This window comes from Pseudomonas sp. PIC25, from assembly GCF_002286785.1.
GTDB lineage: Bacteria > Pseudomonadota > Gammaproteobacteria > Pseudomonadales > Pseudomonadaceae > Pseudomonas_M.
Window position 1 is genome coordinate 16,961 of sequence record NZ_MUJY01000153.1, and the last position, 13,904, is coordinate 30,864.

The following is a 13,904-nucleotide window of genomic DNA, read 5'->3' on the forward strand; positions in this document are numbered from 1 at the left end:
CTTTTTTCTGCCCGGAGGTTTTTCCATGCTCATGCCGCCGCTACGCCCCCAGCACTGGCTGGTCTTCGCCCTGGTGGCGATGCTGTTCTTCGGCTGGGGTGTCTGGCTGATGCAGGCCCGCCAGGGCGAGCCGCTGCCCTGGATGGCGGAATGGCGGGAGCGCCTGCTGGCGCCGCTGGCGGACGATCGCTTGACGCTTGCCGTCTTGAGCGGAGAGGTGGAGGGAGAACTCTGGTTGCAGCCACGCCTGGACGAGCCGCGCCTGCTCTACCGGGCCCAGGTCGGCGATGCGGACGAACTCTGGCAGCTCGAAGCCGAGCTGGCGCTGAGCGATAGCGAGCGCGCCAGCCTGACGAAAGCCACCGGGTTGCGGCCCACCGATGCTGAGCAGCCACTCAGTCGCCAGGTCAGCGATGAGCTCGGCAGCCACGCCATCGCTATCCTGCATCTGAAGCCCGAAACCCCCATGGCGGCCGAACGGATCAGCGCCAGCCTTGGCCAGCCGCGTCTGCGCTTGCAATTGGCCGAAGGCGAGGCCTGGGTCTACCCGGACCTCGGCCTGACCGCGCACCTGCGGGACGATGAAGTGGTGTTGCTGCATGGCGTCCCGCGGCGGGCCTTGCAGCAACGTTGAAGTTGCTTCACAGCCAGCGCGGCCACCAGTGAGGGTACTCCGGCCGCAACTGATCGATGTAATGATTGCCGCCGAGCTGGCGCATCTGCTGGCGAATCCAGCGGGCCCGGCGTTGCACGTAGGCGCCGGGACGCCCGGCGCTCCACTCGCGGGGATTGGGCAGTACCGCGGCGAGCTGGGCCGACTGCTGGGCAGACAAATAAGCCGCGCCCACACCGAAATGGCGGCGTGCCGCGGCTTCGGCGCCGAAGATGCCGTCGCCCCATTCCACGCTGTTCAGATAGACCTCGAGAATCCGCTCTTTCGTCCAGAGCAGTTCGATCAGCGCGGTGAACCAGGCCTCCAGCGCCTTGCGCGGCCAACTGCGGCCAGACCAGAGGAACAGGTTCTTGGCCACCTGCTGGCTGATGGTGCTGGCGCCGCGCAGGCTGCCGCCGTCGGCATTGTGTGCCAGCGCCTGCTGGATAGCACTGAAGTCGAAGCCCCAGTGGTTGGCGAATTTCTGGTCTTCGGCGGCGATCACCGCGATCTTCAGATCGTCCGGCAGGGTATTCCAGCCGCGCCAGGTGCGCTGGAGATCAAGCGAGTGCCCGTCGCCCCAGGCCTCCAGCTTGCGTTCGACCATCAGCGCGGTGCCGGGTGGCGGTACCCAGCGCAGCACCAGCACCAGCAGCGCCGAACCGACGGCGAACCAGAGCACTAGTTTGATCAGGCGGCGGAGTAGGTTTCTAAGCATGCGTGGCTTGGCCGGAACGGGAGAGCGGGCCATTATAGCGGCCGCATCCGCTCTGTCCGGGAGTTATCCATGTTTCGAGCCTGTCTCCTGCTGGCCGCGTTCTTCGGTTTCACCGGTGTCGCCCTTGGCGCCTTCGCCGCGCATGGCCTGAAGGCCAGGCTCTCGGTGGAGTACCTGGCGGTTTTTCAGACTGGCGTCCACTACCAGTTGATTCATGCCCTGGCGCTGTTCGGTGTCGCGCTGGTATCGCTGCATGCGCCGAGCCGCGTGCTGGGCGCCGCCGGCATCCTGTTCGCCCTGGGCATCCTGCTGTTCTCCGGCAGCCTCTACGTGCTGACCCTGACCGGCCTCGGTAAGCTCGGCATCATCACGCCCCTGGGCGGCACCGCGTTTCTCGCCGGGTGGGTCTGCCTGGGGCTGGCGGCCTGGCGCGCGCAAGGAATCTGACCCGCGCGTCAAAAAATGAAGACGAATGGCAGCGGGATACCTTGGTCCGCTGCCGGGATCGGGCTAGAATGCCGACCCCTCAAAATGTTGTGACCGCTTTGTCATGCGCATTCAGTTGAACGGCGAACCTTTCGAGCTGCCCGAAGGCCAGACGGTCGCGGAGCTGCTCGACCGTCTGGAACTGGCCGGGCGTCGCGTCGCGGTCGAACTCAACCTGGATATCGTGCCGCGCAGCCAGCATGCCGCCACCGCGCTTCGCGAGGGCGATCGGGTGGAAGTGGTGCACGCCATTGGCGGCGGCTAGCCGCCCAAGAGGATTTCCGATGAGCCAAGTTCGCAGCGACAAGCCCTTCACCCTGGCCGGCCGTACCTATCAGTCGCGCCTGCTGGTCGGTACCGGCAAATACAAGGATCTCGAAGAAACCCGCCTCGCCATCGAAGCGAGCGGCGCCGAGATCGTCACCGTTGCCGTGCGCCGCACCAACATCGGCCAGAACCCGGGCGAGCCGAACCTGCTCGACGTGATTCCGCCGGACCGCTACACCATCCTGCCTAACACCGCCGGCTGCTATGACGCCGCGGAAGCGGTGCGCACCTGCCGCCTGGCGCGCGAGCTGCTGGACGGCCACAAGCTGGTCAAGCTGGAAGTGCTGGCCGACCAGAAGACCCTGTTCCCGAACGTAATCGAGACCCTCAAGGCCGCCGACGTGCTGGTCAAGGACGGTTTCGACGTCATGGTGTACACCAGCGACGACCCCATCATCGCGCGCCAGCTCGCCGAGCTGGGCTGCATCGCGGTGATGCCGCTGGCTGGCCTGATTGGCACCGGACTGGGCATCTGCAACCCGTACAACCTGCAGATCATTCTCGAAGAGGCCACCGTGCCGGTGCTGGTGGATGCCGGCGTGGGCACCGCCTCCGATGCCACCATCGCCATGGAGCTGGGCTGTGAGGCGGTGCTGATGAACAGCGCCATCGCCCATGCGCAGAATCCAGTGCTGATGGCCGAGGCGATGAAGCATGCGATCGTCGCCGGGCGCATGGCCTACCTCGCCGGGCGTATGCCAAAGAAACTCTACGCCAGCGCCTCTTCGCCGCTGGAAGGCATGATCCGCTAATGTCTCTCGTCCGGAGCGGTCCTCGCTCCGGGCGCCATTCCAAGGTTTTCCAATGAGCGATACCCAAGAGCACCAGGCTGGGCAGGACGCAGCGCGCCCGCAACGCACCATCAAGAGCTTCGTGATGCGCGCCGGACGCATGACCGAAGGGCAGCAGCGCGGCCTCGAACAGGGCTGGCCGAAGTATGGCCTGGAGCTGGAAGAAGGCCTGCGCGATTTCGACCAGGTGTTTGGCCGCCAAGCGCCGAGGACCTTCGAGATTGGCTTCGGCATGGGCCACTCGACCCTGGAGATGGCTGCCGCCGCACCGGAGCAGGACTTCATCGGCGTCGAGGTGCACAAACCCGGTGTCGGTGCGCTGCTCAGCGGCATGCAGGCCCAGGGGCTGAGCAATATCCGCGTCTATAGCTGCGATGCGCTGGAGGTGCTGCGGCACTGTGTCGCCGATGCCAGCCTGGATCGGGTCTTGCTGTTCTTCCCCGATCCCTGGCACAAGAAGCGTCATCACAAGCGGCGTATCGTGCAACCGGCATTCGCTGAGTTGGTGCGGCAGAAACTGAAGATCGGCGGCGTGCTGCATATGGCCACCGACTGGGAGCCTTATGCCGAGCACATGCTGGAAGTGATGCAGGCAGCGCCGGGTTATCGCAACCTGGCGCAGGACGGGCGCTTCGTGCCGCGTCCGGACGATCGACCGATGACCAAGTTCGAGCGGCGCGGCGAGCGCCTCGGGCATGGGGTGTGGGACCTGCTGTTCCAGCGCATCGACTGACGTCGGCGCGGGACGGCAACAAGCAAGACAAAAGAGACCGGGATCACCCGGCGCAACTCCTCACCGTTTTTAAACAATAAACGCCCGCCCCACTCGGGGCAGGGCGCGGTGCAGGCTACGGGGAACAATCATGCTGAAAAAACTGAGCATTCTGCTGTTGGCGGCAAGTGCCTGGCAGGCACAGGCCAAAGTCGATTCCGTCCAGGCGTCCCGCCTCGGGCAGGACCTGACGCCGCTGGGCGGCGAGCGGGCGGGCAACGCCTCGGGGAGCATTCCGGCCTGGGACGGCGGGCTCGCCACCCCTCCGGCGAATTACCAGCCCGGCATGCACCATCCCGATCCCTATGCGGCGGACCCGGTCCGTTATGTGATCAATGCCGGCAATCTCGAGCAGTACCAGGATGTGCTGCCCGAAGGCATCAAGACCCTGCTGCGCACCTATCCGGATTACCGGCTCCGCGTGTTTCCCAGCCACCGCAGTGCCGCGGCGCCGCAGCGCATCTACGACGCCACCCGCTTCAATGCGCTGAACGCCGAGCTGATCGCCAACGGCAACGGCGTGAGCGGCGTCGCCGCGGGCGTTCCGTTCCCGCTGCCGCAGAACGGCCAGGAAGCGATCTGGAACCACATCATGCGCTACCGGGGCGATCAGATTCACATGGTCACCAACCAGGCCGCGGTACTGGCCAACGGCAGCTACACCCTGCTGAAGCAGGAACGTGACGTCTACTTCGTCTACGGCCGTGAAGGCGTAGGTCCGCAGGACCTGGACAACACCCTGTTCCACTACAAATACCGGGTGGTCGCGCCGTCCAAGCTGGCGGGTACCGCGCTGCTGGTGCAGGAAACCCTCGACCAGGTGCTGGCGATCCGCAAGGCATGGCGCTTCAACCGCGGCGAGCGCCGCGTACGGCGCATGCCGCTGCTGGCCTACGATGCGTTGCAGCCTGACACCAATGGCATGGCCACCGCCGACATGGTGGACTCCTACAACGGCGCGCCCGACCGCTACGAGTGGAACCTGGTCGGCAAGCGGGAAATGCTGGTGCCGTACAACAGCTATGCCGTGCACCAGAAGGGCATTCCCTACGACCAGATTCTCCGCGCGAAGACGGTCAACCCCGACCTGCTGCGCTACGAGCCGCACCGTGTCTGGGTGGTGGAAGCGACCCTGCGCAAGGGCTTCAGCCATCCCTATGCCAAGCGCCGCTTCTACCTGGACGAGGACAGCTGGCAGATTCTGGTGGTGGATCTCTACGACAAGAAGGGCGATCTGATCGGCCTGCAGGAAAGCCATCCGATCAGCTACTACGACGCGCCTATGTTCAACAGCACCCTGGAAGCGCTCTACGACTTCAAGGGCGGGCGCTACATGGCCGACGGCCTGGACAACAACGAGCCGATGTACGACTTCAACGCCAACCTCGGCCCGCGCGACTTCACCCCCCAGGCGTTGCGCCGCGAGGGGAACTGAGCCGTTCCATGCAGGGGCGAGCCCATTCGCCCCATGCTGTCGGGCGGTCGAATGAATTCGACCCTACGTCCTTCAAGTCGATGGCCGGTGTGGGAACCCCGCACCGGCATGTCGTAAGGGCGCATTTATGCGCCCACTGGGCTTTTACCAGACGACCTAGTTCTTCAACCGATACCCGGTGCGGAAGATCCACCACACCGCGATCAGGCACAGCAGCAGGAAGCCCAGGGTCATGCCCAGGCTGACGGTCACGTTCACGTCCGATACCCCGTAGAAGCTCCAGCGGAAACCGCTGACCAGGTACACCACCGGGTTGAACAGGGTAAGGGTCTGCCACAGCGGCGGCAGCATGCTGATCGAATAAAAGCTGCCGCCGAGGAAGGTCAGCGGCGTGACGATCAGCGCCGGGACGATCTGCAGCTTCTCCCAGCCGTCCGCCCAGATGCCGATGATGAAGCCGAACAGGCTGAAGGTGATCGCCGTCAGCAAAAGGAAGGCCACCATCCAGAATGGGTGGACGATTTCGAAGTCAACGAACAGACGGGCGGTGATCAGGATGATCAGGCCGAGGATCACCGACTTGGTCGCCGCCGCCCCCACGTAGCCGATGACGATCTCCAGGTACGACACTGGCGCCGACAGCACCTCGTAGATGGTCCCCGAATACTTGGGCATGTAAATGCCGAAGGACGCATTGGAAATGCTCTCGGTGAGCAGCGCCAGCATGATCAGCCCCGGCACGATGAAGGCGCCGTAGCTCACCCCCTGCACCTGGCTCATGTTGGCGCCGATCGCCGAGCCGAACACCACGAAGTACAGCGAGGTGGTGATCACCGGCGTGGCGATACTCTGCAACAGCGTGCGCCAGGTGCGCGCCAGTTCGAACAGATAGATCGCGCGGATCGCATAGAAATTCATGAGCGCCCCCTCACCAGGCTGACGAAGATTTCTTCCAGCGAACTCTGGCTCGATTGCAGGTCCTTGAAGCCGATGCCGTGCTGGTCCAGCGTGCGCAGCAGCTCGGCAATGCCGGTATGCTCGCGTTGCGCGTCGAAGCTGTAGACCAGCTCGTGGCCGCCGGCACGCAGTTGCAGATCGCCGTTGGCCAGCGCCTCGGGCAGGTGCTCCAGCGGCTGCTGCAGTTGCAGCACCAGCTCCTTCTTGCCGAGCTTGCGCATCAGTACATCCTTGTCTTCCACCAGGATGATCTCGCCCTTGCTGATCACCCCGATGCGGTCGGCCATTTCTTCGGCCTCCTCGATGTAGTGGGTGGTGAGGATGATGGTCACGCCGCGCTCGCGCAGGCCCCGGACCATTTCCCACATGTCGCGGCGCAACTCCACGTCCACCCCGGCGGTGGGTTCATCGAGAAAGAGGATTTCCGGTTCGTGGGATAGCGCCTTGGCAATCATCACCCGGCGCTTCATGCCACCGGAAAGCTGATAGATGCGCGCATCGCGCTTCTCCCACAGCGACAGATCGCGCAACACCTGCTCCAGATAGGCCGGGTTCGCCGGCTTGCCGAACAGGCCGCGGCTGAACTTCACCGTCGACCAGACACTCTCGAAGGCATCGTTGGTCAGCTCCTGCGGCACCAGACCGATGCGGGCACGGGCGGCGCGGTAGTCGCTGATGATGTCGTGACCGTCCACCAGCACCCGTCCGCCGCTCGGGTTGACGATGCCGCAGACGATGCTGATCAGGGTAGTCTTGCCCGCCCCGTTGGGGCCGAGCAGGGCGAAGATTTCGCCCTTGCGGATATCCAGGTCGACGGTCTTGAGGGCCTGGTGCCCCGAGGCGTAGACCTTGGCTACCTGTTGAATCGAGATGGCCGGTGACACGGCGCCTCCTTGTCTGTCCGGGTGCGGTCGTTTCGCGAAACGCACAGCCTAGCCGACCCGGAGGGGTATGGCACGCGGTGGGTGAGGGGGCGTGAGGGACGCGTATCCGCCGTCTCGGTTTCCACGTGGGCCCGCCTCCGAGGCTTATAGGGAAATCGGCGGGCGTTCGTGCCAACCGTTCTAAGCGACCCTTCGCTGCGGGGGAACTTGTCGCCTTGACTGTTAATCGGGATCAAAGAGAGCGCGAAAAAACTGGCGCAGCATCTTTCAATCACCTGCCCAGCGAGGTCGGAGAGATGGCTCAGGAAAGCCTCGAAATACCCATCCGCGACCGGGTCGCCGCCGGCCAGGCCCTGGCGCGGTTGCTCGACGATTACCGGCGCAACCCGAACGCCATCGTCCTGGCCCTGCCGCGCGGCGGGGTGCCGGTGGCCTATGAGATCGCCACCGCTCTGGAATTGCCGTTGGACCTGATGCTGGTGCGCAAGCTCGGCGTGCCGGGGCACGAGGAGCTGGCCATGGGTGCCATCGCCAGCGGCGATGTGCGGGTGCTGAACCGGGACGTGGTGGATTACTTGCACATCGGCGATGCGACCATCGACGCGGTGGCCGAGGCGGAAGGAGAGGAGTTGCGCCGTCGCGATCGTGTCTACCGGGGTGAGCGGCCGTTTCCGGCGCTCGGCGGCAACCAGGTGATCATCGTGGATGACGGTCTTGCCACCGGTTCCACCATGCAGGCCGCGGTGGAGGCGGTACGGCGGCAATCGCCGGCGCGCATCGTGGTGGCGGTGCCGGTGGGCGCGCCGGAAACCGTCCTGCGTCTGCAAACCCTCGCCGACGAGGTGGTCTGTCCGTTCCAGCCGGAGTACCTGAGCGCCATCGGCCGCTGGTACGTGGATTTCTCCCAGACCACGGACGAGGAGGTGCTGGACCTGCTGCATCGTGCCTGGCAGCGGGAAACGGAGCGGTCGTCCTGACCGGGGAGGCATGCCATGCGAACCCTATCCTCACCGCTGACCTTGCCGCTGCGAGACGCGCAACTGGCGGCGGACCTGCTGTTTCCCGAAGAGGCCACTGGGCTGGTGGTGTTCGTCCACGGCAGCGGTAGCAGCCGGTCGAGCCCGCGCAACCGGCAAGTGGCGCGTTATTTCAGCGACCGTGGGCTGGCGACCTTGCTGTTCGATCTGCTGACCGAAGACGAATACGAGGTCGACCGGATCACCCGCGAGCTGCGTTTCGACATTCCCTTGCTGACCCGTCGGCTGCTCGGCGTGATCGACTGGCTTGGCACCCGGGCCGAGTTGCAGCGGCTGCGCCTCGGTCTGTTCGGTGCCAGCACCGGTGCGGCGGCGGCCCTGCTGGCGGCGGCGGAGCGGCCGGAGCGGGTGAGCGTGGTGGTATCACGCGGCGGGCGCACCGACTTGGCCGGCCCGGCCCTGGAGCAGGTGAAGGCACCGACCCTGCAGATCGTCGGCGGCGACGATCCGGTGGTGCTGGACCTGAACCGCGAGGTCGGCCGCCAGCTACGCTGCGAGCATCGGCTGGCGGTGGTGCCGGGCGCCACCCACCTGTTCGAGGAGCCCGGCACGCTGGAAGAGGTCTGCCGCCTGGCTGGGGGCTGGTTCCTGCGCCACCTTGGCGCCGGGGAAGATCGCCCCTCGGTTTGATGCAAATCAACGCCTGATCGAGCAACTGGTCGCAACCTGTTGCCATGCCGGTGCGCTCGTCCGGTCATGGCTCCCTGCGGATGGCTTGCGGTGGCGCCTGAACCTTTTCCAGGAGGTGCCCCATGAGTCAGTACCAACGCCTGCTCCTCATCGCCGACCCGGGCATGCGCCATTCCGCCGCGTTGCAACGGGCCGCCGCCCTGGCCGAAACCAGCGGTGCCGCGCTGCACATCACCTCGTTCGCCGGGCCGCTCATGCCCCTGCCACTGCTGGATAAGGCCATTCAGGAACGGACCCGAGACAGCTACCTGGACGCACAGCGCGCCTGGCTGAAGGACGAGGCCGGGCTGCTGCGCAGCCGGGGTATCGACGTCACCACCGAGGCCTGCTGGACCCACGAGCCGTTGCGGGAAATCCTTCGCCATGTGGCGGAAATGCAGCCGGACCTGGTGATCAAGGACGTACAGCACGAACCGGCGCTCAAGCGCGCCTTCATCACCCCGCTGGACTGGCACCTGCTGCGCGAATGTCCCGTGCCGCTGCATCTGCTGAGCGGGGCGGGCCATCCGCTGCCGCGCAAGGTGGTGGCAGCGGTCGATCCGTCCCGTCCGGAAAACCAGATCGAGGGACTCAACGACCGCATCATCCAGGCGGCCAACGGGCTGGCGCTGCAATGCAATGCCGAGCTGCATCTGCTGCATGCCTACGACTTGTCGCCCGCCTATCTCTCGGATGCGTCCGCCGGCACGGTCGCCTGGGCGGCGGATTTCGCCGAAGAGCTGCGCCAGTCATTGAGGGAGTCCTTCACTCGTCTGGCGGACCGCTACGGCGTGCCGCTGGACCGGCAGCATTTCGTCATGGGCCCGCCGATCCAGGCCCTGCCCGAGTTCGCCAGCGAGAACCAGACCGATGTGCTGGTGATGGGCTGCGTGCACCGCAAGGGGCTGGAGAAACTGGTTGGCAGCACCACTGAACATGTCCTGTACCGGGTGCCGTGCAGCATCCTGGCGGTCAAGACGTAACCGGGCATCCGCTCGACTTCACTCGAACCAGCCGCATGGACCGGGGCACCACGCCGGCCCATGGCCGTAGGCGAGGTTTCAGAATGCGTGCACTTTCAGAGGAGGGGCGTTGCCGTGGTGGCATCCCGTCGCCGCGGAGCCTGCCGTCATGAGCGACCCGAGCCCACGCAAGCTCTATCTGCTGGATAGCTATGCGGATGGCGACGGCGCCCGGCATTTCACCTTTCGTATCGACCAGCCGTTGGCCCGCGACTTGGCGGCGGTTCCCGGCCAGTTTTTCATGCTGTCCTTGCCCGAAGGCGGCGAGGCGCCGTTCAGCTACGTCAGCCTGCCGGACCGGAACGGCCACTTCGATGCGTTGATCCGCCGGGTCGGCCACCTGACCGGCGCGCTGTTCGAGCTGCCGACCGGCACTGTGCTGGGTTACCGTGGCCCTTTCGGCAAGGGCTGGCCGTTGTTCTTCAGCAGCCAGCGGATACTGGCGGTCGCCGGCGGCTGCGGGCTGGCCTCTCTGGCCGCGTTGATCGAGGCTGCCGCCAGCCAGCACATGCCGTTCCAGCTGAGCGTCGTCTACGGCGCGCGCCGTGCCGACGCCCAGGTACTGGGGCGGCAGCGGCGCCGCTGGAAACTGATCATGCCCTTCATCGAGACACTGGAAGAGACGACGAACCGGGGGCGCCGGGGCATTCCCCTGGATTACCTCGACGAGCTGTGTGCCGGCGAAATGCCCGACGCGGTGCTCTGCAGCGGGCCAGAGCCGATGCTGCTGGCAACGGCGGAGGAGTGGTTGCAGCGCGGCGTGCCGGCCAACCGGATTTGGATCGCGGCGGGCTGTTGCCTGCCCTGCCGGAGTGGTGTCTGCGACGACTGCACTCAGGGGGCGGACGGGCCGATCTACCGCTATGACCGTTACCGCCTGCTCCAGGCTGCCAGCGACGTTCCGCCGTTCGGGCGGGAGGGCTGGTTCGGCTGAGGCGGCGCGCCAGCGTTGGAAGTCGTGACGGAAATTGGCCGCTATGCTGTCGCTGAACTACTCGACGATCAGGTAGATCGGCAGATCGGTCTGGGTGGGCAGGTGGCGGTGCCTTGCCGTAGCGGACTTCATCGAGCAGGCGCTGGTAGCTGGTGTTCATCCGTTGCAGGTGAGACGGCGCAGGGGACGGGCGCTGCGGTGCCACTGGCTGTCCTCCGCGCCAGGCTGCCCTTGAGCGTGCCCGTGGCCGCTTCGCTATTCAGCTTCGCTTCAGCCTGGATGTGCTATTTCTAGCGCCCCGATACTCGAGTTCACCCGGATGCGCCGATTCCTCACACTCAAGACCCTGCTCGCCATGCTGCTGCTGGGGCTGCTGTTTGGCCTGGCACTGGTCGCCCAGGAGTTCCGCCTGTTCGAGCGGGGCTGGTTCATCGTGCAGGAATGGCGCCACGCCGAGGAGTGGCGGGAGCGGTCGATCTGGCTGCCGGATTACGAGGTGGCCATCGAGGCGCAGACCATCGAGGGTCTGGCCGACGACGTTTCCGCCCTGACTTTCGATCCCGACCGGCGCAGCCTGCTGACCGTCACCAACCAGAAGTCGGAGATCATCGAGCTGTCGCTGGACGGCCGCATCCTGCGGCGCATTCCGCTGGTGGGGTTCGGCGATCCCGAGGCCATCGAGTACATCAGTCCGGGCATCTACGTGATCACCGACGAGCGCGCCCAGCGCCTGATCAAGGTGCGCCTGGACGACGCTACCCGTTTCGTCGACGCCGCCGAGGCGCAGCAGCTCTCCCTCGGCATCGGCCGGTCCGGCAACAAGGGCTTCGAGGGACTGGCCTACGACCTGGACGGGAAGCGCCTGTTCGTTGCCAAGGAGCGCGATCCGGTAACGATCTACGAGGTTCACGGCTTTCCGCACACCGATCCGGAAAAACCGTTCGCTGTCCACGTGGTGGACGACCCGCGACGGGACGAGGGGCTGTTCGTGCGCGACCTGTCCAGCCTGGACTTCGACCAGCGCAGCGGCCACCTGCTGGCGCTGTCCGACGAGTCGCGGCTGGTACTGGAGTTGAACAGCGACGGCCGGCCGATCAGCAGCCTGTCGCTGTTGCGTGGAATGCACGGCCTGCAACGCTCGGTGCCGCAGGCCGAAGGCGTGGCGATGGACGACGCCGGCAACCTCTACCTGGTGTCCGAGCCGAACCTCTTCTATCTATTCCGCAAGGTGCCGCGCTGAGGCGCCACCGTTTCAGCGACGCAGGGTCTTCACGCCTTCGCCGGTGCCGAGCAGCAGCAGGTCGGCGGGGCGCGCGGCGAACAGACCGTTGGTGACCACGCCGACGATGGCGTTGATCTGTGCTTCCAGGCCCACCGGGTCGACGATCTGCAGGTTATGCACGTCGAGAATGATGTTGCCGTTGTCGGTGAGCACGCCCTCGCGGTACACCGGATCGCCGCCCAGCTTCACCAGTTGGCGGGCGACATGGCTGCGGGCCATGGGGATGACCTCCACCGGCAGCGGGAAGGCGCCGAGCACCGGTACCAGCTTGCTGCCGTCGGCGATGCAGATGAAGGTCTTGGCCACCGCGGCGACGATCTTCTCGCGGGTCAGCGCGGCGCCGCCGCCCTTGATCAGTTGCAGGTGCTCGTTGGTTTCGTCGGCACCGTCCACATAGAACTCCAGCTCGCTCACCGTGTTCAGGTCATAGACCGGAATACCGTGTTGCTTGAGGCGCTGGGCAGTGGCTTCGGAACTGGCCACGGCACCGTCGAAGTCGGCCTTGTGCCGGGCCAGGGCGTCAATGAAGAAATTCGCGGTGGAGCCGGTGCCGACGCCGACGATGCTCTTGCTGTCGAGGTGAGGGAGGATGTGGTCGACAGCGGCCTGGGCCACCGCCTGCTTGAGCTGATCCTGGGTCATGACGTTCTGCCGGGCTGGAAAAAACCGCAATTATAGCCATCCGGCCCGGCTGGCCGCAGTGCTTCTCATCCGCCGCTATGACCCAGAGCGGCGCCAACGCTGAACAGCACGCTCAATAGGCCATCGGTCGCCGGCTCTGGCATCTCGCCGGCCCAGTGAGGAAGGGGTGTGCTCAGCGTTGCCTGTGGCGGCGTGGGCGCCGGCAGGCCCACACGCTGACGGATGGCGGCCTCGTCCAGCACGGAGCCGTCATCGAAGCGGATCTTCTCGATCACGAACGCCTTGTCGAGGAAGTAGTTGGTGATGACGATGCGCTGCTCGCTGTCCAGCTCGATGTACAGCGAACCGCCTTCGCTGCCCCGGAAGCGCGCGTACTGCGGCTCCAGGGGGCCGCGAATGTGCAGGGTGTCGACGTTGCCCGGCGTCGTGTCGTAGTCATAAATCGTGTGGTCGCTGAACTCCCAGGAATAGTCGACCTGGTAATAGTCGTCGCCCGGCCCGCCGTAGAGCAGGTTCCAGTGGTTGTCGCCGAAGTACATCGGCTTGACCGTGCCGCCGTTGAGTACGTCGCTGTAGCGGCTGCCGATCAGCAGATCGTTGCCGCCGCGGCCGAGCAGGTAGGTCGCCTGGTCGCCGGCCACCAGCCGGTCGGCCCACTCCTTGCCGGTCAGGCGGATGCGCTCGCCGGTATAGCTGGGCGGGTCGTCGGCGGTGCGGCCGGTCGGGACGTCCGGGTCCAAGTGGAAGTGGCGCAGGATGTCCTTGTCGGTTACGTGGGTGGCGCCGAAGCGGAAGCGCTCGATGCGAAAGGCGGCGTCGAGAAAAAAGTCACGTACGGTGATGACGCCGGCTTCGCCGTGCAGGCCGATCAGCAGATCGTCCTGATAGCGCTCGAACGGGCCGAACTCTTCCAGGCTTTCGCCGACGGTCAGCGTGTCGATATTGCCGGGTGTGGGGTCGAAGTCGAAGATGACGTCGCGGCTGCCCGAGTAGACATCGTAGGTGTAGTAGTCATCGCCGAGCCCGCCGAACAGGCGGTTATTGCCAGCGCCGCCGAGCAGCGAGTCGCTGCCGGGGCCATCGATCAGCACATCGTTGCCTTCGCCGCCGACCAGACGGCTGGGCTCGGGATGGGCAACCAGCAGGTCGTCGTTCGAACTGCCTTGGACGAGCAGGCGGGAGATGCCGGTAGGCATGATGAATCCTCATACGGTTGGGGGAGGCGGCGCACTGCTCGGGAGCCTGAATTGCTGACTGGCGAAGCGGCAAAAGATTCCGTTCCGCTGGTCGGCTGGA

The 13,904-nt window shown here is 65.6% G+C and carries 16 protein-coding genes; 11 read left to right on the forward strand and 5 right to left on the reverse strand.

Annotation, left to right across the window (positions count from 1 at the left end; translation table 11 throughout):
* Window positions 1-25: 25 nt before the first annotated feature.
* Window positions 26-634, forward strand: a complete 609-nt coding sequence (locus BZL41_RS18880; protein ID WP_095600726.1) for a hypothetical protein — start codon at window positions 26-28, stop codon at window positions 632-634.
* A gap of 7 nt (window positions 635-641) precedes the next feature.
* On the opposite strand, the gene mtgA is transcribed toward BZL41_RS18880, so the two are convergent.
* Window positions 642-1,370 (reverse strand): monofunctional biosynthetic peptidoglycan transglycosylase, encoded by a 729-nt coding sequence (gene mtgA / locus BZL41_RS18885; RefSeq protein WP_095600754.1) that lies wholly within the window; start codon window positions 1,368-1,370, stop codon window positions 642-644.
* 69 nt (window positions 1,371-1,439) lie between these two features.
* On the opposite strand from mtgA, the gene BZL41_RS18890 reads away from it, so the two are divergent.
* The 5 genes from BZL41_RS18890 (at window position 1,440) to BZL41_RS18910 (ending at window position 5,181) form a co-directional block, all read left to right on the forward strand.
* Window positions 1,440-1,817 (forward strand): DUF423 domain-containing protein, encoded by a 378-nt coding sequence (locus BZL41_RS18890; RefSeq protein ID WP_095600727.1) that lies wholly within the window; start codon window positions 1,440-1,442, stop codon window positions 1,815-1,817.
* 103 nt (window positions 1,818-1,920) lie between these two features.
* A complete protein-coding gene (gene thiS, locus BZL41_RS18895; RefSeq protein ID WP_084333272.1) occupies window positions 1,921-2,121 on the forward strand; it encodes a sulfur carrier protein ThiS in 201 nt (66 codons plus the stop codon).
* Between the two features lie 19 nt (window positions 2,122-2,140).
* Window positions 2,141-2,935 (forward strand): thiazole synthase, encoded by a 795-nt coding sequence (locus BZL41_RS18900; RefSeq protein WP_095600728.1) that lies wholly within the window; start codon window positions 2,141-2,143, stop codon window positions 2,933-2,935.
* A gap of 52 nt (window positions 2,936-2,987) precedes the next feature.
* Complete coding sequence (gene trmB / locus BZL41_RS18905; protein WP_095600729.1) at window positions 2,988-3,707, forward strand: tRNA (guanosine(46)-N7)-methyltransferase TrmB; 720 nt, start codon at window positions 2,988-2,990, stop codon at window positions 3,705-3,707.
* A gap of 130 nt (window positions 3,708-3,837) precedes the next feature.
* Window positions 3,838-5,181, forward strand: a complete 1,344-nt coding sequence (locus tag BZL41_RS18910; RefSeq protein WP_095600730.1) for a DUF1329 domain-containing protein — start codon at window positions 3,838-3,840, stop codon at window positions 5,179-5,181.
* A gap of 156 nt (window positions 5,182-5,337) precedes the next feature.
* On the opposite strand, the gene BZL41_RS18915 is transcribed toward BZL41_RS18910, so the two are convergent.
* Complete coding sequence (locus tag BZL41_RS18915; RefSeq protein ID WP_095600731.1) at window positions 5,338-6,099, reverse strand: ABC transporter permease; 762 nt, start codon at window positions 6,097-6,099, stop codon at window positions 5,338-5,340.
* Entirely contained in the window at window positions 6,096-7,022 is a 927-nt protein-coding gene (locus tag BZL41_RS18920; RefSeq protein ID WP_095600732.1) for an ABC transporter ATP-binding protein, read from the reverse strand. Before BZL41_RS18920 ends, BZL41_RS18915 begins: the two co-directional genes overlap by 4 nt.
* 296 nt (window positions 7,023-7,318) lie before the next feature.
* Between BZL41_RS18920 and BZL41_RS18925 the strand changes: the two genes are divergently transcribed.
* The 5 genes from BZL41_RS18925 (at window position 7,319) to BZL41_RS18945 (ending at window position 11,924) form a co-directional block, all read left to right on the forward strand.
* Window positions 7,319-7,999 carry a phosphoribosyltransferase gene (locus BZL41_RS18925; RefSeq protein ID WP_095600733.1) on the forward strand — a complete coding sequence of 227 codons (681 nt, stop codon included), beginning with the start codon at window positions 7,319-7,321 and terminating at the stop codon, window positions 7,997-7,999.
* A gap of 15 nt (window positions 8,000-8,014) precedes the next feature.
* Entirely contained in the window at window positions 8,015-8,689 is a 675-nt protein-coding gene (locus BZL41_RS18930) for a dienelactone hydrolase family protein (RefSeq protein WP_095600734.1), read from the forward strand.
* A 122-nt stretch (window positions 8,690-8,811) separates the two neighbouring features.
* Window positions 8,812-9,711 (forward strand): universal stress protein, encoded by a 900-nt coding sequence (locus BZL41_RS18935; RefSeq protein WP_095600735.1) that lies wholly within the window; start codon window positions 8,812-8,814, stop codon window positions 9,709-9,711.
* 148 nt (window positions 9,712-9,859) lie between these two features.
* Entirely contained in the window at window positions 9,860-10,684 is an 825-nt protein-coding gene (locus tag BZL41_RS18940) for an FAD-binding oxidoreductase (RefSeq protein ID WP_095600736.1), read from the forward strand.
* Window positions 10,685-11,003: 319 nt separating this feature from the next.
* Window positions 11,004-11,924, forward strand: a complete 921-nt coding sequence (locus BZL41_RS18945; RefSeq protein WP_095600737.1) for an SdiA-regulated domain-containing protein — start codon at window positions 11,004-11,006, stop codon at window positions 11,922-11,924.
* Window positions 11,925-11,936: 12 nt separating this feature from the next.
* Here BZL41_RS18945 and rpiA read toward each other — a convergent pair whose 3' ends face one another.
* Both rpiA and BZL41_RS18955 read right to left on the reverse strand, forming a co-directional pair.
* A complete protein-coding gene (rpiA, locus tag BZL41_RS18950) occupies window positions 11,937-12,608 on the reverse strand; it encodes a ribose-5-phosphate isomerase RpiA (RefSeq protein ID WP_095600738.1) in 672 nt (223 codons plus the stop codon).
* Window positions 12,609-12,673: 65 nt separating this feature from the next.
* Window positions 12,674-13,804 (reverse strand): calcium-binding protein, encoded by a 1,131-nt coding sequence (locus BZL41_RS18955; RefSeq protein ID WP_095600739.1) that lies wholly within the window; start codon window positions 13,802-13,804, stop codon window positions 12,674-12,676.
* Between the last annotated feature and the right edge of the window lie 100 nt (window positions 13,805-13,904).